The sequence below is a fragment of the Mesorhizobium sp. P160219 genome (assembly GCF_057786095.1).
The window spans coordinates 2,469,651-2,495,435 of the sequence record NZ_JBYNWG010000001.1; the positions used below are offsets into that span (position 1 = coordinate 2,469,651).

The 25,785-nt window shown below is 64.0% G+C and carries 29 protein-coding genes; 14 read left to right on the top strand and 15 right to left on the bottom strand.

Features of this window, described 5'->3' with window-relative positions; genetic code table 11:
• Nucleotides 1-24: 24 nt before the first annotated feature.
• Genes AC3EMP_RS11875 through AC3EMP_RS11895 form a run of 5 tightly spaced genes read right to left on the bottom strand, consistent with a single transcriptional unit; the run spans nucleotide 25 to nucleotide 4,748 of the window.
• Nucleotides 25-1,320 carry an NAD(P)/FAD-dependent oxidoreductase gene (locus AC3EMP_RS11875; RefSeq protein ID WP_023682692.1) on the bottom strand — a complete coding sequence of 432 codons (1,296 nt, stop codon included), beginning with the start codon at nucleotides 1,318-1,320 and terminating at the stop codon, nucleotides 25-27.
• Nucleotides 1,317-2,300 (bottom strand): branched-chain amino acid ABC transporter permease, encoded by a 984-nt coding sequence (locus AC3EMP_RS11880; RefSeq protein ID WP_023682691.1) that lies wholly within the window; start codon nucleotides 2,298-2,300, stop codon nucleotides 1,317-1,319. The genes AC3EMP_RS11875 and AC3EMP_RS11880 overlap by 4 nt, the downstream gene beginning before the upstream one ends.
• Nucleotides 2,297-3,205, bottom strand: a complete 909-nt coding sequence (locus tag AC3EMP_RS11885; RefSeq protein WP_023710022.1) for a branched-chain amino acid ABC transporter permease — start codon at nucleotides 3,203-3,205, stop codon at nucleotides 2,297-2,299. Before AC3EMP_RS11885 ends, AC3EMP_RS11880 begins: the two co-directional genes overlap by 4 nt.
• Nucleotides 3,202-3,951, bottom strand: coding sequence for a branched-chain amino acid ABC transporter ATP-binding protein (locus AC3EMP_RS11890; protein WP_352710976.1), 750 nt, complete (start codon nucleotides 3,949-3,951; stop codon nucleotides 3,202-3,204). The genes AC3EMP_RS11885 and AC3EMP_RS11890 overlap by 4 nt, the downstream gene beginning before the upstream one ends.
• Nucleotides 3,948-4,748: an ABC transporter ATP-binding protein gene (locus tag AC3EMP_RS11895; RefSeq protein WP_023714898.1), complete on the bottom strand. Its 801-nt coding sequence runs from the start codon at nucleotides 4,746-4,748 to the stop codon at nucleotides 3,948-3,950. Before AC3EMP_RS11895 ends, AC3EMP_RS11890 begins: the two co-directional genes overlap by 4 nt.
• A 124-nt stretch (nucleotides 4,749-4,872) precedes the next feature.
• Between AC3EMP_RS11895 and AC3EMP_RS11900 the strand changes: the two genes are divergently transcribed.
• From AC3EMP_RS11900 to AC3EMP_RS11925, 6 genes are read left to right on the top strand one after another with little or no spacing between them, the layout of a single operon-like run.
• Complete coding sequence (locus AC3EMP_RS11900; RefSeq protein WP_023714897.1) at nucleotides 4,873-5,595, top strand: GntR family transcriptional regulator; 723 nt, start codon at nucleotides 4,873-4,875, stop codon at nucleotides 5,593-5,595.
• A 1-nt stretch (nucleotide 5,596) separates the two neighbouring features.
• Entirely contained in the window at nucleotides 5,597-6,085 is a 489-nt protein-coding gene (locus AC3EMP_RS11905) for a DUF3830 family protein (RefSeq protein WP_023714896.1), read from the top strand.
• Complete coding sequence (locus tag AC3EMP_RS11910) at nucleotides 6,086-6,439, top strand: TIGR04076 family protein (RefSeq protein WP_023682686.1); 354 nt, start codon at nucleotides 6,086-6,088, stop codon at nucleotides 6,437-6,439.
• On the top strand, nucleotides 6,436-7,491 hold the full coding sequence (locus AC3EMP_RS11915; protein ID WP_352710979.1) for an aldo/keto reductase: 1,056 nt from the start codon (nucleotides 6,436-6,438) through the stop codon (nucleotides 7,489-7,491). The genes AC3EMP_RS11910 and AC3EMP_RS11915 overlap by 4 nt, the downstream gene beginning before the upstream one ends.
• Nucleotides 7,488-7,916 (top strand): hypothetical protein, encoded by a 429-nt coding sequence (locus tag AC3EMP_RS11920; protein WP_023751815.1) that lies wholly within the window; start codon nucleotides 7,488-7,490, stop codon nucleotides 7,914-7,916. The genes AC3EMP_RS11915 and AC3EMP_RS11920 overlap by 4 nt, the downstream gene beginning before the upstream one ends.
• Nucleotides 7,917-7,952: 36 nt before the next feature.
• A complete protein-coding gene (locus AC3EMP_RS11925; protein WP_352596918.1) occupies nucleotides 7,953-9,212 on the top strand; it encodes an ABC transporter substrate-binding protein in 1,260 nt (419 codons plus the stop codon).
• Between the two features lie 81 nt (nucleotides 9,213-9,293).
• Here the strand turns inward: AC3EMP_RS11925 and AC3EMP_RS11930 are convergent, their stop codons facing one another.
• From AC3EMP_RS11930 to AC3EMP_RS11955, 6 genes are read right to left on the bottom strand one after another with little or no spacing between them, the layout of a single operon-like run.
• Nucleotides 9,294-10,316 carry a LacI family DNA-binding transcriptional regulator gene (locus AC3EMP_RS11930; RefSeq protein ID WP_023732245.1) on the bottom strand — a complete coding sequence of 341 codons (1,023 nt, stop codon included), beginning with the start codon at nucleotides 10,314-10,316 and terminating at the stop codon, nucleotides 9,294-9,296.
• On the bottom strand, nucleotides 10,310-11,101 hold the full coding sequence (locus AC3EMP_RS11935) for a transporter substrate-binding domain-containing protein (protein ID WP_023738369.1): 792 nt from the start codon (nucleotides 11,099-11,101) through the stop codon (nucleotides 10,310-10,312). The genes AC3EMP_RS11930 and AC3EMP_RS11935 overlap by 7 nt, the downstream gene beginning before the upstream one ends.
• A gap of 11 nt (nucleotides 11,102-11,112) precedes the next feature.
• Complete coding sequence (locus tag AC3EMP_RS11940) at nucleotides 11,113-12,039, bottom strand: isoaspartyl peptidase/L-asparaginase (protein WP_023667864.1); 927 nt, start codon at nucleotides 12,037-12,039, stop codon at nucleotides 11,113-11,115.
• A 2-nt stretch (nucleotides 12,040-12,041) separates the two neighbouring features.
• The gene (locus tag AC3EMP_RS11945) at nucleotides 12,042-12,776 is read right to left on the bottom strand and encodes an amino acid ABC transporter ATP-binding protein (RefSeq protein ID WP_352543962.1); all 735 of its coding nucleotides are present in this window, start codon (nucleotides 12,774-12,776) and stop codon (nucleotides 12,042-12,044) included.
• 1 nt (nucleotide 12,777) lies between these two features.
• The gene (locus AC3EMP_RS11950; protein WP_023667866.1) at nucleotides 12,778-13,449 is read right to left on the bottom strand and encodes an amino acid ABC transporter permease; all 672 of its coding nucleotides are present in this window, start codon (nucleotides 13,447-13,449) and stop codon (nucleotides 12,778-12,780) included.
• Complete coding sequence (locus AC3EMP_RS11955) at nucleotides 13,449-14,120, bottom strand: amino acid ABC transporter permease (RefSeq protein ID WP_352596914.1); 672 nt, start codon at nucleotides 14,118-14,120, stop codon at nucleotides 13,449-13,451. Before AC3EMP_RS11955 ends, AC3EMP_RS11950 begins: the two co-directional genes overlap by 1 nt.
• 178 nt (nucleotides 14,121-14,298) lie before the next feature.
• Between AC3EMP_RS11955 and AC3EMP_RS11960 the strand changes: the two genes are divergently transcribed.
• On the top strand, nucleotides 14,299-14,457 hold the full coding sequence (locus tag AC3EMP_RS11960; protein WP_196814892.1) for a hypothetical protein: 159 nt from the start codon (nucleotides 14,299-14,301) through the stop codon (nucleotides 14,455-14,457).
• A 10-nt stretch (nucleotides 14,458-14,467) separates the two neighbouring features.
• On the opposite strand, the gene AC3EMP_RS11965 is transcribed toward AC3EMP_RS11960, so the two are convergent.
• The 4 genes from AC3EMP_RS11965 to AC3EMP_RS11980 all read right to left on the bottom strand — a co-directional run bounded on the left by AC3EMP_RS11965 (nucleotide 14,468) and on the right by AC3EMP_RS11980 (nucleotide 19,110).
• Nucleotides 14,468-15,568: an alcohol dehydrogenase family protein gene (locus AC3EMP_RS11965; RefSeq protein WP_352596912.1), complete on the bottom strand. Its 1,101-nt coding sequence runs from the start codon at nucleotides 15,566-15,568 to the stop codon at nucleotides 14,468-14,470.
• A 17-nt stretch (nucleotides 15,569-15,585) separates the two neighbouring features.
• Nucleotides 15,586-16,965: an aspartate aminotransferase family protein gene (locus AC3EMP_RS11970; RefSeq protein WP_352514637.1), complete on the bottom strand. Its 1,380-nt coding sequence runs from the start codon at nucleotides 16,963-16,965 to the stop codon at nucleotides 15,586-15,588.
• A 30-nt stretch (nucleotides 16,966-16,995) separates the two neighbouring features.
• Nucleotides 16,996-18,489, bottom strand: a complete 1,494-nt coding sequence (locus AC3EMP_RS11975) for an NAD-dependent succinate-semialdehyde dehydrogenase (RefSeq protein WP_352514638.1) — start codon at nucleotides 18,487-18,489, stop codon at nucleotides 16,996-16,998.
• A 129-nt stretch (nucleotides 18,490-18,618) separates the two neighbouring features.
• Nucleotides 18,619-19,110 (bottom strand): Lrp/AsnC family transcriptional regulator, encoded by a 492-nt coding sequence (locus AC3EMP_RS11980; protein WP_031214542.1) that lies wholly within the window; start codon nucleotides 19,108-19,110, stop codon nucleotides 18,619-18,621.
• 83 nt (nucleotides 19,111-19,193) lie between these two features.
• On the opposite strand from AC3EMP_RS11980, the gene ehuR reads away from it, so the two are divergent.
• From ehuR to eutB, 7 genes are all read left to right on the top strand, one after another.
• Complete coding sequence (ehuR, locus tag AC3EMP_RS11985) at nucleotides 19,194-20,579, top strand: MocR-like ectoine utilization transcription factor EhuR (protein WP_023667872.1); 1,386 nt, start codon at nucleotides 19,194-19,196, stop codon at nucleotides 20,577-20,579.
• A 124-nt stretch (nucleotides 20,580-20,703) separates the two neighbouring features.
• Complete coding sequence (gene ehuA, locus AC3EMP_RS11990; RefSeq protein WP_023667873.1) at nucleotides 20,704-21,489, top strand: ectoine/hydroxyectoine ABC transporter ATP-binding protein EhuA; 786 nt, start codon at nucleotides 20,704-20,706, stop codon at nucleotides 21,487-21,489.
• 63 nt (nucleotides 21,490-21,552) lie between these two features.
• The gene (gene ehuB, locus AC3EMP_RS11995) at nucleotides 21,553-22,404 is read left to right on the top strand and encodes an ectoine/hydroxyectoine ABC transporter substrate-binding protein EhuB (protein WP_023686968.1); all 852 of its coding nucleotides are present in this window, start codon (nucleotides 21,553-21,555) and stop codon (nucleotides 22,402-22,404) included.
• Between the two features lie 206 nt (nucleotides 22,405-22,610).
• Nucleotides 22,611-23,270, top strand: coding sequence for an ectoine/hydroxyectoine ABC transporter permease subunit EhuC (ehuC, locus tag AC3EMP_RS12000; RefSeq protein WP_023667875.1), 660 nt, complete (start codon nucleotides 22,611-22,613; stop codon nucleotides 23,268-23,270).
• Between the two features lie 34 nt (nucleotides 23,271-23,304).
• Complete coding sequence (gene ehuD / locus AC3EMP_RS12005; protein WP_023686970.1) at nucleotides 23,305-23,964, top strand: ectoine/hydroxyectoine ABC transporter permease subunit EhuD; 660 nt, start codon at nucleotides 23,305-23,307, stop codon at nucleotides 23,962-23,964.
• Nucleotides 23,965-23,972: 8 nt separating this feature from the next.
• On the top strand, nucleotides 23,973-24,752 hold the full coding sequence (eutA, locus tag AC3EMP_RS12010; protein WP_023710008.1) for an ectoine utilization protein EutA: 780 nt from the start codon (nucleotides 23,973-23,975) through the stop codon (nucleotides 24,750-24,752).
• A gap of 5 nt (nucleotides 24,753-24,757) precedes the next feature.
• Nucleotides 24,758-25,744 (top strand): hydroxyectoine utilization dehydratase EutB, encoded by a 987-nt coding sequence (gene eutB, locus AC3EMP_RS12015; RefSeq protein WP_023710007.1) that lies wholly within the window; start codon nucleotides 24,758-24,760, stop codon nucleotides 25,742-25,744.
• The last annotated feature ends 41 nt before the right edge of the window (nucleotides 25,745-25,785 follow it).

Here is a 25,785-nt window from a genome sequence, read left to right on the forward strand (position 1 = left end):
AGGGGGATCACCTGGCTTGGCTGTCTAATCCAGCCGGTCGCGCAGGATGCTCCAGGGAAGCAGCATATTCGGTGCATAGCGCACGAGGCTGTGCAGCGGGATCGGCGCTGGCGGCGCGAAGGGGAGCGGCAGATATCGGGCGTCCGTTCCGCTCGCCCAGTCCGCCAGAACTTTGCCCATTGCCGTGGTCATGGCGATGCCGCGGCCGTTGCAGGCGAAGCCGGCGATCAGGCCCGGGCCGAGGTCGATGAGACGCGGCAGGAAATCCGGCACCACCGCCGCCACGCCTGTCCAGCTGTAGGCAAGCGGCGGCAGGTCAGGCAAATCGAGATGCCTGGCGAGCCGTCGCCAAATCGTTTGCGGCAAGCGCGTCTCGGCGCCGGCGCCGACGACATGCATGCCGCCGCTGATCAGCCGGTTCTGGCCATCGAAGCGGCAGGTAAAGAGATTGCGCCTGGTGTCGCCGACGCCCTGGCCGCCCGGCAGCAGGCGCGCGCGTATGGCGCGCGGCAGCGGCGCGGTGGCGATCTGGAAGATTTTCAGCGGGATATAGGTCCGCGCCAAGGTCGGGTTCAGCTCTCCACCATAGGCGTTGGTGGCGACCAAGACCTTGCCCGCTCGCACAGTGCCGGACGCCGTCTTCAAGGCCCAGCCATCCGGAGTGCGGTCGATGGAAGTGACACGCGTCTGCTCGAAGATGCGCGCTCCTGCCTTTTCCGCGGCATCTGCCAGGCCGCGTGCGTACTCGACCGGATTGAGGACACCGCCTGAGTTATCCATCCAACCGCCGGCGTAGCCGCCGATACCGGTGAGCGTCGTGACCGCCATGGCATCGAGCGCAACGGTCGGCCTGCCCCGCGCCGCCCATTGCTCGGCGCGCGATCGCGTCTTTTCCAGCGCGGCGGACGAATGCGCCGGCTGGATCCAACCATTCTGCACAGCGTCGCATTCGATGCCGTGCCTCTTGATCAGGCCGAAGACGAGATCAGCGCTGCCGGCGGCGAAGTCAACCAGGCGCCCGCCGCGCTCGGGTCCGAGTTCGGTGATGATGTCGTCTGGATCCCGCTTGGCGAAGTTCGGAACGACGAAGCCGGCATTCCGGCCGGTCGCACCCCAAGCGATGAATTCGGCTTCGAGGACCGCGACCGAAAGCCCTTTCTCAGAGGCATGCAATGCCGTCGACAGGCCGGAAAAGCCGCCGCCCACAATCGCGAGATCGACGTCGAGTCCGCCTTGCAGCGCGCCCCGGTCGCGGCGGTTGCGGCTGACGGCATGCCAGAGCGAAACGCCATACGCTTGCTGCCGGATCATGGCATTCATGATCCGGCCTCGTTCTCGTTGGCCGCCGCCTTTGTCTGTGTGCCGGGCTTCGGTCGGCGCGGCCGGTCGCCGAACAATCCGTTAGGCCGGATCAGCAGGATGACGCAGAGCATGACGCCGATGGCGATGATCTGCAGTGAGGCCGCGCGTGCTTGCTGCTCGGGCGCAAACAGCACGCTGGTCAGCGTGCCCGACCCCGCCCATATCGCCCAGACCAGGATGCTGCCGGCAACGGCGCCGGCATTGCTGCCCGAGCCGCCGACGATCAGCATCACCCAGACCTGGAAGGTCAGGATCGGCAGATAGTTATCGGGCGCGATGAAGCCGGTGAAATGCGCCTGCAAAGCGCCGGCCAGCGCCATGATAGCGCCGCCGACGGCGAAGGCCTGGACGCGGTAGAAGCGCGCGCTCTTGCCCAGCGAAATCGCCGCTCGCTCGTCCTCGCGCAGCGCCTTGAGCACGCGGCCCCAGGGGCTGCGCGACAGGTGCTCCAGAGCGAGATAGGCGATCAGCGTCACAGCCGAAACGACGGCGAGGTTCGACAGGTTGAACAGCAGCGGCGTTTCGGCAAGGCCGCCGAACGGGCGCGGGATGAAACCGATGCCGAACGGGCCGCCGGTTGTTTTCTGCGCGTTGAGCGCGACCAGCTGCACGACGACGGCGACGCCGAAGGTGGTGATCGCCAGGTAGTCGGATCGCAGACGCAGCGTGGCCATGCCGGTAAGTGCTGCGGCGATACCGCCGACGACCATGGCGCCCGCCCAGCCGACCAGGATCGGCAGACCGAAGCCGCCGAAGCGCGCGGCATCGTCCGGGGTCGTCAGCAGCGCCGATGTATAGGCGCCGATGGCGACGAATCCGGCAAGGCCGACATTGAAAAGGCCAGTCAGCCCCCACTGCAGATTGAGCCCCAGTGTGACCAGCGAAAAGATCAGTGCGGTGGTCAGGAAGAAGGCGCCGTAGCCGAGCAGGTCCATCAGCGTTCCCTCACACCAAACAGGCCGATCGGCCGAACGAACAGCACCGCCATCAGGATGATGAAGGAGATTGCGGCGCGCCATTCGGCGCCGATCAGCTGCACCGCACCGGCTTCGGCAAGGCCAATGATCAGGCCGCCGAGCACGGCGCCCGGTATGCTGCCGATGCCGCCCAGGATGGCGGCGGCGAACATCGGTAGCAGCATGTCGAAGCCCATGAACGGGCGGATCTGCACCAGAATGCCGATCATCACGCCGGCCACACAGGCCAGCGCCCCGCCGATGATCCAGGTGACGCGCACCACGGAGGCAACATCGATGCCGACGATGCGGGCCAGGGCCGCATTTTGGCTCAGCGCCTGCATGGAGCGGCCGGTCTGCGTGCGTGTCATCAACAGATGCACGCCGAGCACCAGCACTGCGGTCAGCAGCAGCAGCGCGATCTGATCGGGCGTGATGCGGATGCCGAAGCCGACCGGCATGGCGATCTGGATCGCCCGGCTGAAATAGGTCGGGCGTGAGCTGAAGGTGAATTCGAGCAGGCTGCGCAGCGCCATCGAGGCGCCGAAGCTCGCCATCACCACGATGATGGCTTGCCCCTGCGAGCGCAGTCGCGAAAACAGCACCTTGTCGAGCAACAGCGCCAGCAGGGCGGTGAAAGCCATGCCGACAACCAGCGCAACCAGCAGCGGCCAGCCGAAGGACAGCGGACCAATGGGCGCCACCTTGCCGAACATCGCGCCGATGGCGCTGACGACGGCGAGCGTCGCATAGGTGCCCCAGGCCATGAAGTCGCCATGGGCGAAGTTCGAGAAGCGCAGGATCGAGTAGGTCAGCGTCACGCCGATGGCGCCAAGGCCGATCATCGAGCCGGTCAGCAGCCCATCGACGACAAATTGCAGGCTCATGCCGCGCCTCCCTTGCCGACGGGGGACGGGCGTTGGCCGAGATAGAGTTCGGCGACGACAGGATCGTTCCACAGTTCGGAAGCAACGCCCTCGTGCCGGTCCTTGCCGTCGACCAGCACATAGGCGCGGTCGCCGATGGCAAGCGCTGCCTTGGCGTTCTGTTCGACCAGCAGGATGGTGACGCCGGACCTGCGGATGCCGGCCAGCATCTCGAACACCGTCGATACGAATTTCGGCGACAGGCCGGCCGACGGTTCGTCGAGTACCAGCACCTTGGGATGGACGATCAGGGCGCGCGCGACGGCAAGCATCTGCCGCTGTCCGCCCGACAGATTGCCGGCGGCGGTGCGGCGCTGGCGGACGAGGTCGGGGAAGGCCGTGTACATTTCCTCGATGCGGGCAGGGATTTCGCGTCGCTCGAGGATGCCGCAGGCGACTTTCAGATTGTCCTCGACCGACATCAGCGGGAAGATGTTCTCCGTCTGCGGTACGAAGGCCAGGCCGAGCCGGACCATGGTGTGGGCGGGCGCGGCGGTTATGTCCTTGCCGTCCAGGAACACCGCGCCGCCGGTGATCGGGACAAGGCCGGCGATCGCCTTGATGAAGCTCGACTTGCCGGCGCCGTTGGGGCCGAGCACGACGACGATCTCGCCCTTGCCGACGGTGATCGAGGCGCCGCGCACGATCGGCACGCCAAGCTCATAGCCGGCTTCGAGGTTGCGCACGTCGAGGACGGTCTCGTTCATGTGGCGCCCCCGAGATAAGCCTCGATGACGCGCGGGTCGCGGGCGACTTCCTCTGCCGTGCCTTCGCTGAGCAACTGGCCGCTCGCCATGACGAGGACGCGGTGGCAGAGCCGCGTCACCATGTCGATATTGTGCTCGATCAGCAGAAAGGTGATGCCGTGCGCGTTGATGTCGCGGATGCGGTCGATGATGATCTCGAGCAGCGTCGCGTTGACGCCGGCCGCCGGTTCGTCGAGCAGGATGATCGCCGGATCGGCCATCATGACGCGGGCGAGTTCGAGCAGCTTGCGCTGGCCGCCGGAAAGCACGCGTGCCGGCTCGTGCGCGAGATGGGTGAGAGTGACCAACTCCAGCAGCTCGAGCGCCTTTGTCCTGGCAGCCCTTTCTTGTGCTGCGACCCGCCAAGGCGTGACGAAGTTGGCGAGCAATTTTTCGCCGGCTTGGCCCTGTGCCGCCAGCATGATGTTTTCGATCAACGTCAGATTGGGCAGCGGGCGTGGGATCTGGAAGGTGCGTCCAAGACCACGGCCGATACGCAGATGAGCGGCTTCGCCGGAGACGCGCGTGCCATTGAGCAGAATGTCGCCGCTGGTTGGCAATATGCTGCCGGCGAGCAGGTCGAACATGGTCGTCTTGCCGGCTCCATTGGGTCCGATCAGGCCGAGGATTTCGCCCGCTTTGACATCAAACGAGACATTGTCGACGGCGACAAGGCCGCCAAAACGCCTGATGACGTTTCGTGCCGTCAGAACCGGCGCACGGGTCTCCTGCCCTTGGCGCTGCGCTGCATCGCTCATCAAACCCTCTGGCCGAAGACGATCGTTGTCGCCTCCTGATTTTTGATTTGTGATCACACTTGCTTTGATCACGCTATTCGGCTTTAATTTCATTCGCAAGCCGAAAACGGGGCAAATGCCGGTAATGCAGAAGGCTGCCATCGAAAAGAACAACGAGACGATCGCAGCCCAGCTTACGCCGGTCGGCCGCGAGACCGTGCAGGATCGCGTCTATTCCGAGCTGCGCCGTGCCCTGATCGGTGGCCTTTTCGAGCCGAACCAGGTGCTGACCATCCGCGGTCTTGCCGATGCGCTGGTCACCTCGACCATGCCGGTACGCGAAGCGCTTGGGCGGCTGATCACGGAAAAGGCGCTGGAGGCGCTGCCCAACCGCTCGGTGCGCGTGCCGCCGATCACGCTGGAGCGCATCGACGACCTCCTGCGTGCCCGCTCCCTCATCGAAGGCGAAGCGATCGCGCTTGCGGCCAGGCGCATGAGCCCGCGCCAGATCGCGTCGATCGAAGCCATGCTGGGCGAGTGGGACGAGATCCGGGCCCTGAAGCACAAGAAGGATATCGATCGCGAAGCGACGCTCAACCAGAGCTTCCATTTTGAGATCTACCGCTGCTGCGGCTCGGCTGTCCTGATCCCGATGATCGAAAGCCTCTGGCTTCAATCTGGACCCTGCATCCGCGTCGCCATCTATGCCTTCTCCGAGGCCGGCGAGGTCGATACCGCCCACTATCACCGTCGGATTGTCGCGGCACTTGCCAAACAGGATGCGCAAGCGGCGCGCGAGGCGCTGGTGGCCGACATCAGCCGCCCCTTCGCCTTCTTGCGCGACAAACTTCAATCGGCGAAGGATTGACATGACCAAGCCCGCCATCAGCATCACAGAACCACGCTCGAAGCTTTCCGTGACGGCGCTGCTATTGCCCGAAAAGGCGCCGGAGAATGCCGCCTTCCTGCTGGCGTATCTGGCGCAGCCACGCATCATCCCAGGCATCCATGCGATGTGGACAGGACCGGAAATCTCGTGCCCGGTTCCGTCAGCCGATCTCCACGGCCAGGCCTATGCCCAGTCTTTGCCACCGGAGAATGCAACGCTGACGCCGCAGCCCGGCGATATCGTGCTGTCCTATGTGCCGCCACGCGTGTGGGGCGGCAATCCCAATGCCATCTTCGATATCGGCCTGTACTACGGGCAGGGGGCGCGGCTGCTGTTCCCGATCGGCTGGCTGGCCGGCAGCGTGGTCGCGCAAGTGCTTGCCGGAGAGCGCGATCAGTTTGCCGCCGCCTGCGGCGTCATCCGCCGCAACGGCGCCTGTGACATCACCTTCAGCCTGGTGGAGGCCTGAATGGCCGACGACAGTTTCGAACTCTTCGATCTGCGCGTCGAAGCGGTCATCCCCGAGGGCAAGCCGGTCTATTGCGGCGCCAGGGCCGGCGACTATTTCGAACTCAAGGGCGAAATGCTGTCGCTGCCGGCGGGGCAGGGTTTTTCGATTTATTCGATCTCCGCCGTGTTGCCGCTCCTGGCGGCAAAGCAGCGCCCGACGCATGCAAATGACTGGATGACCTCGGATGCCGAGATCGCCTGTCCCGATCCCAATTGCGCCAGCCGGCTGCGGATCGTCAGGCTGGCCAAGCGGCGGTTCAGCCATGCCCAAACCACAGCTGTGCCGCTGCCGAAGGAGACCGACAAAAGATGAGCGCCAGGACCGTCGAACTCAGCCCCGGCTATACGATCTCGCGCGTCATCCGCGGCGGCTGGCAGCTGGCCGGCGGCCATGGCGCTATCGACCGCAGGCAGGCCGTGACCGACCTCATCGCCACTTTCGATGCCGGCATCTGGACCTATGATTGCGCCGACATCTACACCGGCGTCGAGGAACTGATCGGCGCCGCGCGCCTGCGGCTGGCGCGCGATCGCGGTCTCGATGTTGCGGCCAGGATGAAGGTGCACACCAAGCTGGTGCCGGACCTCGAACGACTGGCAAGCATCAGCCGCGACTACATCAGGGGCATCGTCAATCAGTCGCTTCGCAGGCTGAAGACGGAGCGGATCGATCTTGTGCAGTTTCACTGGTGGGATTATGACCAGCCTCGTTACGTCGAGGCGATGGGTTGGCTCGACGAGCTTCGGCTGGAAGGCAAGGTGCGCAATCTCGGCACCACCAATTTCGATACGCCGAGGCTAGCCGAAATCCTCTCCGCGGGCATCCCGCTGGTCAGCCAGCAACTGCAATATTCAGTGCTCGACCAGCGGCCGGCAAACAGCCTTGCGGGCCTTGCCGCTAAGAACGGTGTCCGCTTCCTCTGCTACGGCTCGGTGGCGGGCGGCTTCCTCAGCGACAAATGGCTTGGCGTGGCCGAGCCCTCCACGCCGCTCGAAAACCGCTCGCTGGTCAAATACAAGCTGATCATCGACGACTTCGGCGGCTGGGAGCTGTTCCAGTCCCTCATCAAGGCGCTGAAAGCGGTCGGCGATCGCCACGGCGTCGACATCGCCACCATCGCCTCGGCATGGGTGCTCGAGCAGCCGCAGGTCGCGGCCGTCATTGTGGGTGCGCGCAACCAGGCACATGCGCTGGCCAATACGAAAATCATGGACGTCGCGCTCGACGCCGACGATCGCGCGCGGATTGCTGCCGCCATCGCACAAGGCACCGGCCTCGCGGGCGATGTCTATACGCTGGAGCGCAACCGTCATGGCCGCCACGGCTCGATCATGCATTACAACCTCAATGCGGGGAAGAAATGAGCGGAGAGCCTTCCCTTTTTTCGCGTGCCAGCGCTGAAATCATCGACCTGCATCGCTTCTTCGTCGACTGGTTTGTCGCCGCGCGAGCCGACGCTGTGGAGTTCGGCCGCTTCGAGGCTGTCATGGGCGAAGGCCTCACCATGGTGGCGCCGAATGGCCAGATCCTCGATCGCGACGCGGTCGTAGATCATGTCCGGACAAGCCGCGCCACTTGCGACGACGGTTTTTCCATATCGATCGAGGACATCAGGCCGGGTTGGCAGGACGCGGACACGATCGTCATCTTCTACATCGAGGCGCAACTGCGCGCCGGCAAACACAGTCGCCGGCAGTCCAGTGCGGTCTTCACCACCAGTTCATCGGCACCAAACGGCGTCGAATGGCGGCATCTGCATGAGACCTGGCTGCAGGCGCCGGAAGGCTGAACAGGCAAAAGTTCAAACAAGAAAAGGGGAACGGCAATGAAGAAGACGATACTTCAAATCACCACAGCACTGGCTCTCGTGACGATGGCCGGCGCCGCACACGCAGCGGACTGCAAGATCACCGTCGGACTGGTCATGGAACTGACCGGCCCCGCAGGCGAATACGGCCAGGCCGGCGCGAAGTCCGTCGAAATGGCCTTCCGCGACATCAATGAAGCCGGTGGCGTACGCGGCTGCGATCTCGCAACCGACACGCGCGACAGCCAGAGCCAGGGCAATATCGCGGTCGATGCCGCGACCCAACTGGTACAGGTCAAGAAGGTGCCGGTGATCATCGGCGGCATCATCTCCTCGGTGTCGATCCCGATCCTGACCTCGGTCACCGGGCCGGCCAAGATCGTGCAGGTGTCGCCGGCTTCGTCCTCGCCGACGCTGACCGCCCTTGGCCGCGACGGCAGGACCAACGGCATCTTCTTCCGCACCATCACGTCGGATGCGCTGCAAGGCGTGGCCGCCGCCAAATACGCCATCGACAAGGGCTTCAAGAAACTGTCGATCATCCATGTCAACAACGACTTCGGCGTCAACATGGTGGCCGAATTCTCGCGTGCCTACAAAGCGCTCGGCGGCACCATCGTCTCCGACACGCCCTATAATGAAAAGCAGTCGAGCTATGCTTCGGAAGTGACGGCGGCGATGGGAGGCGAGCCGGACGGACTCTACCTCGTCAGCACGCCGGTCGACGGCGCAACGGTCGCCCGCACCTGGATATCGCAGGGCGGCGTGCAGAAATTCCTGCTCAATGACGGCATGAACAGCCCGGACTTCATCGAATCCGTCGGCGCCGATTATCTGAAGGATGCCTATGGCACCTCTTCCGGCACCAGCCCGACGACCTCCACCGACTACTTCCTGAAAAACTACAAGGAGTTTTCGGGTATCGAGCCGTCGAACCCGGCGGCCGACCGTTCCTATGATGCCGGCGCCATTGTCGGCCTCGCCATTGCCATTGCCGGCTCCGAGGATCCAGCCAAGATCAAGGATGCCATGTACAAGGCGGTCGATCCTGCCGGCACACCGATCTATGCCGGCAAGGACGAGTTCGCCAAGGCGCTCGGCCTGATCAAGGACGGCAAGCCGATCCGCTATGAAGGCGTCATCGGTCCGGTCAGCTTCGACAAATATGGCGACATCACCGGTCCGTTCCGGCTGTGGAAGATCGTCGACGGCAAGGTGACGACCGACGGTGAAATGACAACCGACGACGTCAACGTGCTACAGGCGAAATTGCAGTAGGCGCCGGTACATTGTCCGGCGCGATCTCCGTTCGATCTCTGGGAGATCGACGCCGGACAAGCAGTCCAACATCGGCGCTAGTTACGCGGTCAAGCGCGAAATCAGCCGGGTCAATATAACGACAGGCGGCTGGCCGGGCATGAAGACCTGCGGATTGGAGAGGGCGCCGACGATATGACCCACATAGTCTGATTTGTCGTAGCCGATTGACGATATCGGGTAGGCGTCGAAATTGGTCAGGGACACATTGTCGAAGCCATAGAGGCGGAAGCGGCTGGGCCGGTTGTCGGGGAAATCCGCCCGGCAGACATCCAGAACACCCATGGCCATCGCGTCGGACGTACAAAAGACCGCATCGGGACAGCCGCGTCCCGTCAGGCCGGCGGCTGCCGCATAGCCCGACTCGTAGGAATAGTCTCCCTGGACCGTCTGCAGCAGTTCAATTCCATGATGCCGGAACGCTTCGAGGTAGTGGCCGATGCGCAGCTGTTCGACCCGCGAGGACGAACGGCCGGTCAGCAGGCTGGCCGTGCGCGCGCGCTTGGCCGCCGCATCCGCCACGGCCTCGGCGATGCCGACGCCTTCATCGGGAATGACGGTGGGTGACAGATCGTCATGCAGTCCGTTCAGCATGATGACCAGGTCCGAGCGAAACATGCGCCGCACCGTCGCTGCATCGGCAAAGTCGGAGAACACCACGGCGGCATCGACATGATAGGCAACGCCGTTGCGCAGAAAATCCTCGACCCCTTCCGCCGAGCCGATGCGGATGAGGATGACCTGCTTGCCGATCGACTGGATTGCGTCGAGCAGCCGGTCGAACAGGTCGAGATCTGAAAGATCGTGAATGTGGTTGACCACGACGGCAACCAGATTGACGGTCTTGGTGGTCAGGCTTTGCGCCAGGAGATTGGGTTTGTAGCCGAGCTGCGCGGCGGCCTGCACGACACGTTCGCGTTTGTCCGCCGAGACCGGTCGCGGTCCGCTCGACAGCGCACGGCTGGCCGCGGCACGCGACACGCCTGCCAGCCGCGCGACATCGGCGATCGTTGCGACGGCGCCTCGAGTGTGCGCCGATCGGTTACCGGTAGTGGGTGTCACCACAGCGGGTTGAGCGCCGGCGGGTTGGAGTCCGGCCCCCACCACTTCTTGTAGGTCGTCTCATAGGTGCCCGACTGGATGAAGTCGGACACGAACATGTCGAGCCAGCGGACGAATTCGGGATCGCCCTTGGCGACCGCGATGCCGATCGGATCGTTGGAATAGAGGCCAGGCAGCGTCACCAGGCTCGGTGTCTTGGTCGCGAGGTAATCGAGCAGCGAGGAATCCTCGATCGCCGCATCGACGCGCTTCTGTTGCAGCTGCAGAACCCCGTCGGGCGCGAACTGGTCGACATAGACGAGCTCTGCTTCCGGCACGGCCGCCTTGAGGAAGGTTTCGCCCGTGGTGCCGCGGCCGACGACAACCTTCTTGCCGGCGAGCCCCTTGAGGTCGGTTATCCCGGCATCCTTCTGGACGATGACGCGCAGCCCGGCCCGGTTGTAGGGGATGGTGAAGTTGACGGTCTTGGCCCGCTCGAGCGTTGCCGAGGTGTTTGCGACCGCGACATCGATCTGTCCCGACACCAGCATGGAAATACGGGCATCGCCCGAGACGTCGACGAACTCGACCTGCACCCCGAGCTTTTGCGCCAGCAGCGTCGCGACATCGACATCGTAGCCGACAGGGTTGTTTTGTGCATCGCGAAAGCCGATCGGCTCGCCGCCGAGCGATACGCCGATGCGAATGGTGCCGCGTGAGCGGATGTCGTCAATCATGCCGGCAAGGGCCGGAAAAGCCGAACCGGCCACGATGGCCAGCGCGGCGAAGGCACGCAGTACGGTTTTCATGGTTCCTCTCCTTATTTTCTAGTGACACGTTTTGCTGCCCGCAATTCGGGTGCGGGCATGGAATCCTTCCAGAGCCAGTAGCGGACCTCGCCCTCGCATCTGAAATTCACCACCTCGTGGTTCTGCTCGGCGTCGACGGCGTGGATGACCACTCCGGCCAGGAAGCCGGTGTCGAGTTCAGCCAGTTCCTCGACCGCCAGCGCGACCGCATCCGACAGGGATCGGCCAAGCTTCATGGCCAGCACGACGGTCCGTGCGGTGGCGCAGCGCATCGTCATCTCGCCGGTATGGGTGCACGCCGCCGCGCCATAGCGGCTGTCGGCGTAAAAGCCTGCGCCGGGAATGGGAGAATCGCCGAGCCGGCCCGGATATTTCCACGCCCAGCCCGAGGTCGAACTCGCGGCATGGACGCCGCGCCGCGCATCCGCCGACAGGAAGACGGTGGTGTCGCGGACCCGCTCGGGATCGGTGATAGTACGGCTGAGCGGCGCCAGATCGATATCGGGGAATTTCGCCAGCTGTTGCGGTGTGAGTTCCTGTTGCAGCCGCTCCCACCAGACGCGCTTGCTGTCCTCGAACAAGACTTCGTCTTCGGCAAAACCGATTTCGCTGGCAAAGCGCCGCGCCCCTTCGCCGGTCAGCATCACATGCGGCAGGCGCTTCATTACCTGCTGCGCCAGGGCAGCGACCGCCAAGGTCCTTGGCACGGCGCCGACTGAACCGACCTCTCTTGTATTGCCGTCCATGACGCCGGCGTCGAACTCCATCTCGCCCAGCATGTTCGGCCAGCCGCCATAACCGACGCTGCGAACCTTGACCTCCTTCTCCACCATGCCGATGCCGGCAACCATCGCGTCCAGGCTGACGGCGCCATCGCGCAGCATTTGCACCGAGGTTTCGAATCCCGGCCATGCTTCGTTGTTGGCTAACAGCAGCATTCCTAGTCCTTGCGCATCTTGGAGAGAAACTGCGCAACCCGCGGCTGCGCCCGGCCGCCGTCCGCGGCGAAGAAACGATCCGTTGGCAGATCGACCACCAGCCTGCCCTTGTCGAGGAAGACGATGCGGTTGGAAATCTCGCGCGCGAATTCGATCTCGTGGGTGACGAACAGCATCGTCGTGCCTTGCGCGGCGAGCTTTGCCAGGATGGCCAGCACCTCGGAAGTCATTTCCGGGTCGAGCGCGCTGGTCACTTCATCGAGCAGCAGATAGCGCGGCTGCATGGCGAGCGCCCGGCAGATGCCGACACGCTGGCGCTGCCCGCCCGACAACTGCGCCGGGTAGGCGTTGGCCCGATCGGCGAGGCCGACGGACTCGAGCAGCTGGCGCGCCAGCGCCTCGGCCTCAGGGCGCGGCATCTTCAGCACCTCGATCGGGGCGAGCGTAATGTTCTGAAGCGCGCTCATATGCGGATAGAGGTTGAACAGCTGGAAGACGGTGCCTGAGCGCTTGCGCGCCTCGGCCAGCTCCTTCGGCTTGCTGACATCGAAATCGTCGACCGTGATGCGGCCCGACTTCAGCTTTTCGAGGCCGTTGATGCAACGGATCAGTGTCGACTTGCCGGACCCCGACGACCCGAGGATCGAGACCACTTCGCCGGGCGCGATCGTCAGGTCGACGCCGTCCAGCACAGTGACCTCGCCGAACGCTTTGTGCACGTTTTCGATCTTGAGCATGTTAAAGCCCCCGCCAGGCGCTGTGCGCCCGCAGGCGGTTTTCAAGACGCTCGCCAAGCAGGGCGACCAGCTTTGCCGCGCCATAGTAGAGCAGCCCGACGACGGTCCAGACCACGAACGGCTTCAAGGTTCGCATGTTGAGGATGTGGCCAATCTTGGTCAGGTCGACGACGCCGATGACAGAAATCAGCGACGTCACCTGAAGCTGGTTGACCAGCAGCGCGACGAGCGGGCCGACCGCGAAGGCGGCAGCCTGGGGCGAAACGATATGGCGCAGGACCTGCCACCGGGTCAGGCCGAAGACACGCGCGGCCTCGACCTGCTCGCGTTCGATCGACTCGATCGCCGAGACCGCGATGACATAGACGAATGCCGCGGTGTTCGCCGACAGAGTGATGGTCGCTGCGGTGACCGGCGTCACCCTTATATGCAACAGCGCCGGCAGGCCGAAGAACACCAGGAACAGCTGCACCAACACCGGCGAGTTCTTCAACAGCTCCGACAGGAAGGTGACGACCTGGGCCAGAACCGGCACACGGTAGAACCGCACCAACGCCCAGCTCAGGCCAATCAGCAGTCCGATCAGAGAGGTGACGAGAAACAGCGCGATGTTGGTGCCGAGACCTTGCGCCAGCAGGATCAGGTCGTAGGAGGTGAAGTCGCTGAACCGCATCAGTCGACCGCCTCCATCATGTCCCGATTGAGATGGCGGTGGAGCAGGGTGACGCCCAGCGAGACCAGATAGGTCAGGGCCGCATAGGCACAGAGCAGCACCATATAGACCTCGAAGGGCCGATAGGTCTGCGAGACCACGATCTGGGCTGAGCCGGTGAGCTCGTTGAGCGTGATTGTCGAGAGGATCGAGGACGTAAGGATCATGTTGATGAGCACGGATCCGAGCGGTCGCACGGAGGTGCGCAGCGCAATCGGCAGCACGATGCGGGTGAAGATCTTGCGCCTGGACAGGCCGCTCACTTCAGCGGCGTCGATGATGCCCTGGTCGATGGCGAGGATGCCGGCGCGAATGATGTCGGAGGCATAGGCGCCGCCGGCAATCGAAAGCGCCACGACGCCGGTGGTGAAGGCATCGATGTAAATGCCGAGCTCGGGCAGGCCGTAATAGAAGAAGAACAGCTGGACGATGAACGGCACATTGCGGAAGAGATCGACATAGACGAAGGCGATCCGTCGAAGCAGTGCCGAGGCGGAGGTGCGTGCGATCGCCACCAACGCGCCCATGAAGACGCTTCCTATCAGCGACAGCGCGCAAGCCGCGGCCGTGAGTTCGGCGCCGCGCGCCAGAAAACCCAGATGCGGGAGCAGAGTGGACAGATCGAAATGCACCGGCGGTCCCCAGTGAAACCGGTTTCACTCTTTTGGCTTTCGCCTCGTCTGTCAAGATGCAGGGTCTGGTTGCCGGCCTGTGGATTGCATTCGTTGCGATGATTCCGGTTCGCCTCATGCGCGCTATGTCTCAAGCGCCGACAATTCGCCGCCGGCTTTCAACTCGACGACGCCGCCTATGCCAGCCGCGCGTCGCTGCGATGGCGGCTGGGGCGGCGCCCTCGGTTTTGCCGATCCCGGCGCCGGTGTCGGATTCGGCTACGTCACCAACCGCATGCTGGGTTTCGACGACTCCACGCCGCAAGGTGTTGATGATGCCGTTTACGACGAGCTCTGACGTAGGGGCGTTATGTGCGGATATTCGGGTTCCACATGGCGTCCGGCACGATCACCAGCTTGCCGACGAAGTCCTTGGCAATAAAGTCTGCCTGCGCCTTGTGAAAATCCGAGAGCCTGTAGACGCCGCCGACCAGCGGCCGGATTTCCTTCGCTTCGATGTATCCAATGATGCGGCGGAAGTCGGCGCGCGTGCCCTGGCTCGATCCGTGCAGTTGCAGCTGCTTGAGATACATGGTCCTGAGATCGAGCTGCACGACCGGGCCGGCGATGGCGCCGGCGGTGGTGTAGCGGCCTTCAGGTCGCAGGATGCGCAGCAGGTCGTTGAAGATCGCGCCGCCGACGAGATCGGCGACCACATCGATCGGCTGGTCGCCAGTGGCTTCATTCACGGCGGCGGGAAGATCGGCAACCCCACGGGTAATGACCGCTTCGGCGCCGATGTCGCGCACCGCCTGCTCCTTGCCCTTGCCGACGACCGCATAGGGAATGGCGCCGCGCGCCCGCGCCAGCTGCACGATGCCGGAACCGACGCCGCCCGAGGCGCCGGTGACCAGCACGCGCTCGCCGGCTTTCAGCCCGGCGCGCTCCAGCATCTGTTCGCCGGTGAGGTAGGCGCAGCAGAAGGTGGCGAGTTCGACGTCGCTCATGTCAGTATCGACGAAATGCGCATTCTCGCGCGGCACCGTCTGGTACTCGGCGTACCCGCCGTCGCGACCGTGGCCCATATAGTCAATGTCGGCGAGGGAATCGTCGTCGCGGTTGTAGATCGAAAAATCGACCATTACCCGTTCGCCGATACGGCCCGGGGAAACGCCTTCGCCGACGGCAGCGATGGTGCCGACCGTGTCGGTGCCCTGGATGCGCGGGAAGGTAAGCGTGTTGCCTTGCCGCCGCCACGTCGACACGGCGGCAGCGTCCTCCTCCGTGCCATAGGCGCCCTGGCGTACCCAGACATCGGTGTTGTTCATACCGCAAGCGCTGACCTTAACCAGCACCTCGCCGGCGGCAGGCACAGGCACTTTCACATCGCTGCGATAGACGAGCTTTTCCGGTCCGCCATGCCCGGTGAGCAGCACGGCGGCCATGGTGGCGGGGAGGGTCTTGGTCATGGCATTCACGGTCGATCTCAGAGATTGGAAAACACGCTGTTGACGGCATCGGCGGTTTTCGAAACGACGATGTCGGCTTCCTCACGCGTCAGGCAGAGCGGCGGCGCGAAGCCTAGTATGTCGCCCTGCGGCATGGCGCGGCCGATGACGCCGCTGGCGGCAAGTGCTGTCGCCACTTGGGGCCCGATCTTGAGCGAGGCGTCGAAGAACACCCGGTCGTCCTTGTCGGCGACAAATTCGACTGCCGCCAGCATGCCATCGCCGCGCACGTCGCCGACATGTCTGTGACCGCCGACGGCCTTGGCCAGTTCGGCGCGGAAATAGGCGCCCCTCTCATCGGCGTTTGTCACCAGGTCCATCTCGTCGATCAGTTCGAGATTGGCGACACCTGCGGCGACGCAGATCGGATGCGCCGCATAAGTCCAGCCATGGCCGAGCGAACCGAGCTTGTCGGAGCCCTGCACCAGCACCTGCCACATCTTGTCGGCGACGATGACGCCCGACAGCGGCGCATAGGCCGAGGTCAGCCCCTTGGCGATGGTGATGAGGTCTGGCTTGATGCCGTAATGGTCGGAGCCGAACATGGTGCCCAGACGGCCGAAGCCCGTCACCACCTCGTCGGCGACCAGCAGCACGTCATACTTCTTCAGCACCGCCTGGATCTTCTCCCAGTAGCCGGCCGGCGGCGGCACGATGCCGCCAGTGCCGAGAATCGGCTCGCCGATGAAAGCGGCGACGGTTTCGGGACCTTCTGCCAGGATCATCTCCTCAAGCTTGTCGGCGCAATGCTGCGAGAACTGCTCCTCGCTCATCGAGCGGTCGGCGCGGCGGAAATAATAGGGCGCCTCGGTGTGCAGGACCGGTGCGCGCGGCAGGTCGAAGGCATTGTGGAACAGGTCGAGCCCGGTCAGTGATCCCGTCATCACGCCCGAGCCGTGATAGCCGCGCCAGCGCGAGATGATCTTCTTCTTCTCCGGCCGGCCCAGCACATTGTTGTAGTACCAGATCAGCTTGATGTTGGTTTCGTTAGCGTCGGAACCGGAGAGGCCGAAATAGACCCTCGACATGCCCTTCGGCGCGCGGTCGATGATCATCTTGGCCAGCGTGATCGACGCCTCGGTGCCGTGGCCGACATAGGCGTGATAGTAGGCGAGGTTCTTCGCCTGGGTGGCGATGGCATCCGCGATCTTTTGGCGGCCATAGCCGACATTGACGCAATAGAGACCGGCAAAGGCATCGATGCTCTTCTTGCCATTGTTGTCCCAGACGGTGACGCCTTCACCGCCGGCCATGATGCGGGTCGGGCTCTCGCCCCGCGCATGCGTGCCCATATGGGTCGAAGGATGGAAGAAATGGTCGCGATCCCAGGCGTTGAGTTCGTTGGATTGGTCGAGCATTTTTGACTCCTTGAGAAATCCGGGTGAGGCCTAAGCCACATCTAAACAGAGATATTTGAGATCTGTGAAAGCTTCGAGCCCATGGCGCGAGCCTTCGCGGCCGATGCCGGATTGCTTGACGCCGCCGAATGGGATCGGCGCGCCGGTGATCTTGACGCGGTTGATGGCGACCATGCCGTAGTCGAGCGCGCGGCCCAGGCGCTGCTGGCGGGCGCCGTTCTCGGCAACGACATAGGCAACCAGGCCGTATTCTGTGGCGTTGGCACGGGCGATCACTTCGTCCTCACTGTCGAACGGCGTGACGGCGGCGACCGGCCCAAAGGTCTCCTCGCGCATGATCAGCGCTTCGTCGCTGACATCGGCCAGCAGCGTCGGCTGGTAGAACAGCGGCCCGGCCTGATGCCGCTTGCCGCCGGTGAGACAGCGCGCGCCACGAGCGATGGCATCGGCGACCTGCTCTTCGACCTTTGCGACGGCACGCTCATGCATCAGCGGCCCGATGTCGATCTTGTCGGTAAGGCCGTTGCCGGTGCGCAGCGCCTCGATACGCCTGGCAAAAGCGGCGCAGAAGCGATCGTAGATCGGGCGCTGGACGTAGATGCGGTTGGCGGCGAGGCAGTCCTGGCCGGAGGTGGCGAATTTGGCATCGATGGCGATGCTCACCGCCTTGTCCAGATCGGTATCGGCAAAGACGATCAGCGGCGCGTGGCCCCCAAGCTCCATCACCAGCCGCTTCATCGTCGGCGCGCTTTGCGCCGCGATCAGCCGGCCGATCTCGGTCGAGCCGGTGAAGCTTATGGCGCGAACGCGCGGGTCCTCGCACATGCGACCGACAATGGTAGCAGCCTTGCCGGTGATGACATTGAAGACGCCGGCGGGCAGGCCGGCGCGCTCGCCGAGTTCAGCCAGCGCCAGCGCCGACAGCGGCGTCTCCGAGGATGGGTGTGCGACGATGGTGCAGCCGGCGGCGAGTGCGGCGGCCGCCTTGCGGGTCAGCATCGCCGCCGGAAAATTCCAGGGCGTGACGACGCCGACAACGCCGAGCGGCTCGCGCCGCACCATCATCTCGGCATTCGGCAGATGGCTGGTGACGCTCTCGGCGTTGAGGCGCTTTGCCTCTTCGGCATACCATTCGACGAAAGAGGCGGCATAGTCGATTTCGCCGAGCGATTCCTGCAGCGGCTTGCCCTGTTCCAAAGTCATCAGCAGGGCAAGGTCGTCTTTCGCCGCGATGATCAGCTCGAACCATTTTCGCAGAATTCTCGACCGCTCCTGCGGCAGCAGTGACCGCCAAGCCGGGAAGGCACGCGCGGCGGCACCGATTGCCCTTGTCGTTTGCTGCGCATCGAGCGCGGCGACAAACGCGACCGTCGCGCCTGTGGCCGGATCGGTGACTTCAAAGCTTTCGGCCGCTTCGCTCGCGGTCCAGTGACCGTCGACATAGGCGAGCTCGCGCAGCAGCCGGCGGTCGGAGAGGCGGTCGAGCGCCTCATGGCGATGCGAGCGGGCAAAATGCGCGGACATGGTCGAGGCCTCCCGGTTCGGACGATGCAGGAAGACTATCGGTCACATGCAGACAGAGAAACTGTTTCGACGCCCTGAAGGAGAGAGAGTCTCTCTATTGTGCCGTCCCGACAGACATTCTCTCCGGGCTTATGCCGACGCCGGCAACAGGTCGGCTATCGGTAGCACGATTTCGTCCTTCACCGTCTTGGTGACGATGTAGGTGAAGTAGCGGTCGATGCCGATCTCGCGCTCAAGCAAGCCGTCGACCAGCCGCTGATAGGCGTCGATGTCGCGCGCCATCACCTTCAAGACATAGTCGACGCCGCCACCGACCGACCAGCAGGCGACGATTTCGGGGATGTCGCGGATGACGCGTTCGAAGCGGTCGAAATCGGCCTGGCGATGGCTGGCCAGCGTCACCTCGATAAGCACGGTGGCGACCGGCGCCACGACGCGCATGGCGATCCTTGCGTGATAGCCCGAGACGATGCCGGCCTTCTCCAGCTTGCGCAACCGCATCCAGCACGGCGTCGGCGACAGCCCGACCTGTTCGGCCAGCGCCAGCTTGGTGATGCGCCCTTCGCGCTGGATGACGTCGAGTATCCTGAGGTCGATCGCGTCGAGTTTCGCTGATGTCATCGGCGTCCGCTTTTTTGTCGGCATCACCATGACGGCGCATTATTTCGATTGTCAATTGCACTGATTTCGATCTCTAATAAGTCATGACATTATGGCAACCCGACCCCACGCTCCTCCGCCGGCCAGCCTATCAATCGCTGGCCGACCAGTTCGCGCGCGCCATTCATGACGGGCGGCTGGCCAACGGCGCGCGGCTTCCAACGCATCGAAGGCTGGCAGACGATCTGAAACTGTCGGTGCAGACGGTCAGCCGCGCCTACGAAGAACTGATCCGGCGCGGCCTGATTTCGGGCGAGATCGGCCGTGGCAGCTTTGTCCAGACGCAGCGCCGCGACCCGGAGCCGCCCTATCTGCCGGAGCGCCTCGGCGAGGTCATCGATCTGTCAATCCTGAAGCCGGTCTGCGAGCCGATGCATTTGGAGCGACTGAAGCAGGCGCTGGGCTGGCTGGCCGAAAACCTGCCATCCAGTTCTGCGTTGTCGTTCCGGCCCAACATGGTGTTCCCGCGTCACCGCGCGGTGGCTGTCGAATGGCTGAAACTGTGTGGGCTCGACACCTCCGCACAGAATATCAGCCTGACCAATGGCGCGACCGCCGGGATGACCGTGGCGCTGATGAGCGTTGCGCCGCCGGGATCGACTGTCGCCACCGAGGCTATCGGCCACCACACGCTGGTGCCGCTGGCGCGCTATCTCGGCTTCAACCTCGAAGGGCTGCCGATCGACGGCAATGGCTTGATCCCCGAGGCGCTGGACGAGGCCTGCCGGCTCACCGACATTCGCGCGGTATTCGTGCAGCCCTCGGTGATCAACCCGACGGCGACGCTGATGGACGCCAGACGGCGCGAAGAGATCGCCGCGGTCGCGCGCAAGCACGACATCGCCATCATCGAGAACGATGTGCTGGGTCCCTTGGTGGAGGACCGGCCGCCGCCTGTCGCGGCCTTTGCACCGGAGCGCACGCTCTACGTCACGTCCTTCACCAAGATCACCGTACCTGGCCTGCGCATCGGCTATCTCGCAGCGCCGGATCGCTACGTCGCGGCGGTGGCCAACCGGCATCTAGTGTCGAACTGGATGGCGACGCCGCTGGTGGCCGAGATCGCCACCAAATGGGTGACCGACGGCACCGCGATGGAACTCGTCCGCTGGCAGCGCACGGCCTTACGCCGCCGCCAGGATATCGCCGCCGAGGTGCTGGCCGGGGTCGACTACCGCGCCAGGCGCGACGGGCTGCATGTCTGGCTGCAGCTGCCACCCGACCGCGCCGAGGAGAGTTTTGTCGCCCAAGCCCGTTTGCAAGGCGTGGCAATAGCGCCCGGCACCTCTTTTCGCATTTCGGATACGCCTTGGCACCCGGCGGTGCGCATCTCGCTAGGCTCGACCACCGAGGGGGAACTGCGCGCCGGCTTAGGCGTTGTCACCAAGCTGCTGCTTGGCGATCCGGAGCATCTGCTGCTCGCTATCTGAGCGGAAATTGCCCTGAAATCATGCAGCGCCGGAAATATTGTCATGATTTTATTTTCCCAATTGACATGATTTGGCGCGTTCCCCATCGTTAAGGGCACAGGCTTCTCCAGCAGGGGAAATTCATTTGTCCACACCCATCATCAAGGTCGACGCCATTTCGAAGAGCTTCGGCTCGTTCAAGGTGCTGGACGGCCTGTCGATGCAGGTCATGCCCGGCGAGAAGCTGGCGCTGATCGGCCCGTCCGGCTCGGGCAAGACGACGATCCTGCGCATCCTGATGACGCTGGAGAAGATCGACGGCGGCCATATCCAGATCGATGGCGAGCAGCTCTACCACATGGAGCGCAACGGCCAGCTGCTGCCCGCCGACGAGCGGCACCTGACCAAGATGCGGCAGAAGATCGGCATGGTCTTCCAGCTGTTCAATCTGTTTCCGCACAAATGTGTCATGGATAACGTCACGCTGGCGCCGATGCTGACCAAGGGCACGCCTCGCGCCGCCGCTGAAAAGCGGGCCATGGAACTGCTCGACATGGTCGGCATGGCCGACAAGGCGAAGTCGATGCCGGCGCAGCTGTCCGGCGGCCAGAAGCAGCGCGTGGCGATTGCCCGTGCGCTGGCATTGTCGCCGAAGATCATGCTGTTCGACGAGGTGACGTCGGCCCTCGATCCGGAGCTGGTCGAGGAGGTGATGAATGTCATGCGCAAGCTCGCCGCAGAGACCGACATGACCATGCTGCTGGTCACCCACGAGATGGGCTTTGCCCACGACTTCGCCGACCGCGTGCTGTTCTTCGACCGCGGCAAGATCGTCGAAGAGGGCAAACCAGACGAGATTTTCCGCCATCCAAAGCAGGAGCGCACGCAAGGCTTCCTGAAGAAGATCATCGCGGCCGGACATCGTGTCTGACCGCTTTGCGGGGCGGAAGACCGCCCCAGACAAAACCAAGAAGACAACAAGGAGTTGGGAACAATGAAGAAACTTGGCATTCTGGCCGGCGTCGCCGGTCTCGCACTGACGGCGGTGCTCGCCGCGTCGAGCACCGGTTCGGCCGATGACGGCAAGCTCGAGCAATTGAAGGCACAGGGCTTTGCCCGCGTCGCCATCGCCAACGAGCCGCCCTATACTGCGGTCGCTGCCGACGGCAAGGTTTCGGGTGCGGCGCCCGACGTGGCGCGCGAGGTCTTCAAGCGCCTCGGTGTTGCCGACATCGTCGCTTCCATTTCGGAGTATGGCGCGATGATTCCCGGCCTGCAGGCCGGCCGCTTCGACGTCGTCACCGCCGGCCTGTTCATGAAGCCGGAGCGTTGCGCGGCGGTCGTCTATTCCGAGCCGGTGCTGTGCGACGCCGAGGCGATGCTGGTGAAGAAGGGCAATCCGAAGGGCTTCAAGAGCTACGAGGACGTCGCCAAGGACACGTCGGCCACCATCGGCGCGCCGGGCGGCGGCACCGAGGAGAAGCTGGCGCTCAACGCCGGCGTGCCGCGCGAGCGCGTCATCGTCGTGCCGGACGGCCAGAGCGGCCTGAAGATGCTGCAGGACGGTCGCATCGATGCCTATTCGCTTCCCGTCCTGTCGATCAACGACCTCGTCAAGAAAGCCAACGATCCGAACCTCGAAGTCATCGCCCCGGTGGTCGGCGCGCCGGTCTATTGCGACGGCGCCGCCTTCAAGAAAGGCGATGAGGCCCTGCGCGATGCCTTCGATGTCGAGCTCGCCAAGCTGAAGAAATCCGGCGAGTTCGCCAAGATCATCGAGCCCTACGGCTTCTCGGCCGCAGCCGCGATGTCGACCACGCGGGACAAGCTCTGCGCGGCGAAATAGCGCCGTTTTTGCCTTCTCCCTGTTCACGGGGAGAAGGTGGCCCGAAGGGCCGGATGAGGGGCGGCGCCAGGTTCTGAGAATTTAGCGCTGCCCCTCATCTGCCTGCCCGTCCTCCGCAGCAGCTGCGCTGCAGCTTCGGAGGGTGGACTGGCATCTTCTCTCCGTGAACGGGGAGAAGGAAGCTAACCGCCAACGTTGGAACCCGAATGACCCAGTGGTCCGGCTACCTCGGCCTGATATTGCAGGGAGCGCTTGTCACCATCGAGCTGACGCTGATGGGGTCGGTGCTCGCCCTGATCATGGCCTTCCTCGCCGGCATGGGCCGCGTGTCGCGCTTCTTTGCGCTGCGCTGGCTGGCCACCGCCTATATAGAATTCTTCCGCGGCACCTCGATCTTCGTGCAGCTGTTCTTTGCCTATTTCGTGTTGCCGTTGATCGGCCTCGAACTGACCCCGCTGCAGGCGGGTGTGCTGGCGCTGGGCCTCAATGTCGGCGCCTATGCGGCCGAGGTGGTACGCGGCGCCATCCAGTCGGTCGGCCGCGAACAATATGAAGCCTGCATCGCGCTCAACCTCGGCCGCTGGCAAGGTATGCGCCATGTCATCCTGCCGCAGGCGCTACTGGTCATGCTGCCGACCTTCGGCAACAATGCCATCGAACTGCTCAAGGCGACCTCCGTGGTGTCGCTGATCTCGCTCGCCGATCTCACCTTTCAGGCGCAGGTCGTGCGCTCGCAGACCGGCAACACGCTGGCGCCGTTCACCACCATCCTGATCATCTATTTCGCCCTGGCGCTGATCATCTCCTGGGGCGTGCGTTCTCTGGAACGCCGCATGGCGCGCGGCCTCGACGGGGTGCGCGTCTGATGGCCAATGCCCTTCTGATAAATTGGGCCTCCTGATGGATTGGGATTGGAACTTCGTCTGGGAGATCCTGCCGACGCTGATCCAGGGCGTGAAGATCACCATCCTGGCAACGCTGCTCGGCTCCGTGCTGGCCGCTATCGTGGGTCTGGGCATCGCGCTGGCGCGACGCTCGCCCAACAAGGTCCTGTCGCGCACCGTCGGCTGGGCGGCCGAATTCATCCGCGGCACGCCACTTCTGGTGCAACTTTATTTCATCTTCTATGTCCTGCCGGATTTCGGCATCCTGTTGCCGCCGCTGGTCGCCGGCGTCATCGGGCTCGGCCTGCACTACGGCACCTACACGGCGGAAGTCTATCGCGCCGGCATCGACAACGTGCCGCGCGGCCAGTGGGAGGCGGCCAAGGCCTGCAATCTGAGCGCCACGCAGACCTGGACCAACATCATCATTCCGCAAGCGATCCCACCGATGATCCCGGCTTTGGCCAATTATTTCATCGCCATGTTCAAGGAGACGCCGCTCCTATCGGCGATCACCGTGCTGGAGCTGATGAACCAGGCCAAGAGCGTCGCCAACACCTACTACCGCTACATTGAGCCGATCACGCTGGTCGGCGCTTTCTTCCTCGTTATCAGCCTCTTCTCGGTCGTGCTGCTGCGCTGGCTGGAACATCGCTACGGCAAGATCGAAAGGTAATTCTCAAGATGAAACCGCTGCCCGAGATCAGGCTGATGCCGACAAGGCCGGCGCTCGACGCGCGTCCGCTGGAAAAGCGCGTCGGCCTGATCATCCTTGCCACCGACCACACCAGCGAGCCGGACTTTCGCCGCATGGTGGCGAGCGAGCGGGTCGGCGTCTATGTCGCGCGCATTCCCTACAAGAATCCAACCACGCCCGAGAATCTCCGCAAGATGCAGCCCGAGCTGGCGGCGGGTGCTGCCCTCATCCTGCCCGATGAGCCGCTCGACGCGATCTGCTACTCCTGCACCTCGGCCTCGGTGGTGATTGGCGACGCTGAAATCGAGGCCGCGATCCAGTCTGCCAAGCCGGGTGTTCCCGTCGTCACGCCGCCGATGGCCGGCGTGCGCGGGCTGCAGGCGCTGGGCGCGAAAAAGATCAGCATCCTCACCCCCTACACCGTCGAAACCTCCAGGCCGATGGCAGCTTACTTCGCCGAGCGCGGCTTCGAGATCGTCAGCTTCACCTGTCTCGGCTTCGAGGACGATCGCGAGATGGCGCGCATTGCGCCGGCAGCGATTGTCGATCTCGCACGAGAGGCGACACACGCTGAGGCCGATGCACTGTTCGTGTCCTGCACCGCATTGCGCGGAGCGCTCGCGGTTCCCGGCATGGAACAGGCGATCGACCGCCCGGTCGTCACCAGCAATCAGGCCAGCGCCTGGAATTGTTTGCGGTTGTGTGGCGACGGGACGTCGCATCCCGAATTTGGCCGTCTGATGACGCTGCCTTTGCCGCGCGATTGACGATCATGACGACAGTCACCCTTAACGATATTCGTGCCGCCCGGGAGCGAATTGCCGGCAAAATCGAACGCACGCCGACAGGGTTATCTCACAGCCTTTCCGAACGACTGGGCATCCCCGTCCACCTCAAGCTTGAACACCGCCAGACCACCGGCAGCTTCAAGCTGCGCGGCGCCTCGAATGCCGTTGCTTCGCTGAGCGCCGAGGAGAAGGCGCGCGGCGTGGTCGCGGCGTCGACCGGCAATCATGGCCGTGCGCTGGCCCATGCTGCGAAGCTCGAAGGCATGCGTGCGGTGATCTGCATGTCGCGACTGGTGCCGGGCAACAAGCTCGACGAAATCCGTCGGCTTGGCGCGGATGTCCGCATCATCGGCAACAGTCAGGACGAGGCGCAGCAGGAGGTCGAACGGCTGGTGGCGCAGGAGGGACTGGTGATGCTGCCGCCCTTCGACCACCCGGCCATCATCGCCGGGCAAGGCACGCTCGGACTGGAGATGATCGAGCAGGTCCCGGATGCCGCTCTCGTCCTGGTGCAACTCTCCGGTGGTGGACTCGCCTCGGGCATCGCCGCCGCCGTCAAGGGCGTCAGCCCCGGGACAAAAATCATCGGCGTTTCGATGGCGCGTGGTGCTGCGATGAAGGCGAGCCTGGATGCCGGTCGCCCGGTCGAGGTGGAAGAACTGCCGACGCTGGCGGATTCGCTCGGCGGCGGCATCGGTCTCGGCAACCGGCTGACCTTCGCCATGTGCCGCGATCTGCTCGACGACGTCATCCTGCTCAGCGAGGACGAGATCGCCGCCGGCATCCGCCATGCCTATGAACAGGAGCGCGAGATCGTCGAAGGCGCCGGAGCGGTCGGCATCGCTGCGCTACTCGCCGGCAAGGTCAGGGCGACCGGGCCGGTGGTCGTTCTTCTCTCGGGCCGCAATATCGACATGAACACGCATCGCAAGATCGTCTGCGGTGACGCAATCGCGGAGCGCGCGGCATGAAAACTCTCCCACGCCGAATTCCCGCCCACCCCCCTCTGTCC

Coding starts and splice junctions, on each gene's coding strand:
- AC3EMP_RS11875 (WP_023682692.1), bottom strand. CDS start 1,320: ATGAATGCCATGATCCGGCAGCAAGCGTATGGCGTTTCGCTCTGGCAT.
- AC3EMP_RS11885 (WP_023710022.1), bottom strand. CDS start 3,205: ATGAGCCTGCAATTTGTCGTCGATGGGCTGCTGACCGGCTCGATGATC.
- AC3EMP_RS11890 (WP_352710976.1), bottom strand. CDS start 3,951: ATGAACGAGACCGTCCTCGACGTGCGCAACCTCGAAGCCGGCTATGAG.
- AC3EMP_RS11895 (WP_023714898.1), bottom strand. CDS start 4,748: ATGAGCGATGCAGCGCAGCGCCAAGGGCAGGAGACCCGTGCGCCGGTT.
- AC3EMP_RS11900 (WP_023714897.1), top strand. CDS start 4,873: ATGCAGAAGGCTGCCATCGAAAAGAACAACGAGACGATCGCAGCCCAG.
- AC3EMP_RS11905 (WP_023714896.1), top strand. CDS start 5,597: ATGACCAAGCCCGCCATCAGCATCACAGAACCACGCTCGAAGCTTTCC.
- AC3EMP_RS11910 (WP_023682686.1), top strand. CDS start 6,086: ATGGCCGACGACAGTTTCGAACTCTTCGATCTGCGCGTCGAAGCGGTC.
- AC3EMP_RS11915 (WP_352710979.1), top strand. CDS start 6,436: ATGAGCGCCAGGACCGTCGAACTCAGCCCCGGCTATACGATCTCGCGC.
- AC3EMP_RS11920 (WP_023751815.1), top strand. CDS start 7,488: ATGAGCGGAGAGCCTTCCCTTTTTTCGCGTGCCAGCGCTGAAATCATC.
- AC3EMP_RS11925 (WP_352596918.1), top strand. CDS start 7,953: ATGAAGAAGACGATACTTCAAATCACCACAGCACTGGCTCTCGTGACG.
- AC3EMP_RS11935 (WP_023738369.1), bottom strand. CDS start 11,101: ATGAAAACCGTACTGCGTGCCTTCGCCGCGCTGGCCATCGTGGCCGGT.
- AC3EMP_RS11940 (WP_023667864.1), bottom strand. CDS start 12,039: ATGCTGCTGTTAGCCAACAACGAAGCATGGCCGGGATTCGAAACCTCG.
- AC3EMP_RS11945 (WP_352543962.1), bottom strand. CDS start 12,776: ATGCTCAAGATCGAAAACGTGCACAAAGCGTTCGGCGAGGTCACTGTG.
- AC3EMP_RS11950 (WP_023667866.1), bottom strand. CDS start 13,449: ATGCGGTTCAGCGACTTCACCTCCTACGACCTGATCCTGCTGGCGCAA.
- AC3EMP_RS11960 (WP_196814892.1), top strand. CDS start 14,299: ATGCCAGCCGCGCGTCGCTGCGATGGCGGCTGGGGCGGCGCCCTCGGT.
- AC3EMP_RS11965 (WP_352596912.1), bottom strand. CDS start 15,568: ATGACCAAGACCCTCCCCGCCACCATGGCCGCCGTGCTGCTCACCGGG.
- AC3EMP_RS11970 (WP_352514637.1), bottom strand. CDS start 16,965: ATGCTCGACCAATCCAACGAACTCAACGCCTGGGATCGCGACCATTTC.
- AC3EMP_RS11975 (WP_352514638.1), bottom strand. CDS start 18,489: ATGTCCGCGCATTTTGCCCGCTCGCATCGCCATGAGGCGCTCGACCGC.
- AC3EMP_RS11980 (WP_031214542.1), bottom strand. CDS start 19,110: ATGACATCAGCGAAACTCGACGCGATCGACCTCAGGATACTCGACGTC.
- ehuR (WP_023667872.1), top strand. CDS start 19,194: ATGACATTATGGCAACCCGACCCCACGCTCCTCCGCCGGCCAGCCTAT.
- ehuB (WP_023686968.1), top strand. CDS start 21,553: ATGAAGAAACTTGGCATTCTGGCCGGCGTCGCCGGTCTCGCACTGACG.
- ehuC (WP_023667875.1), top strand. CDS start 22,611: ATGACCCAGTGGTCCGGCTACCTCGGCCTGATATTGCAGGGAGCGCTT.
- ehuD (WP_023686970.1), top strand. CDS start 23,305: ATGGATTGGGATTGGAACTTCGTCTGGGAGATCCTGCCGACGCTGATC.
- eutA (WP_023710008.1), top strand. CDS start 23,973: ATGAAACCGCTGCCCGAGATCAGGCTGATGCCGACAAGGCCGGCGCTC.
- eutB (WP_023710007.1), top strand. CDS start 24,758: ATGACGACAGTCACCCTTAACGATATTCGTGCCGCCCGGGAGCGAATT.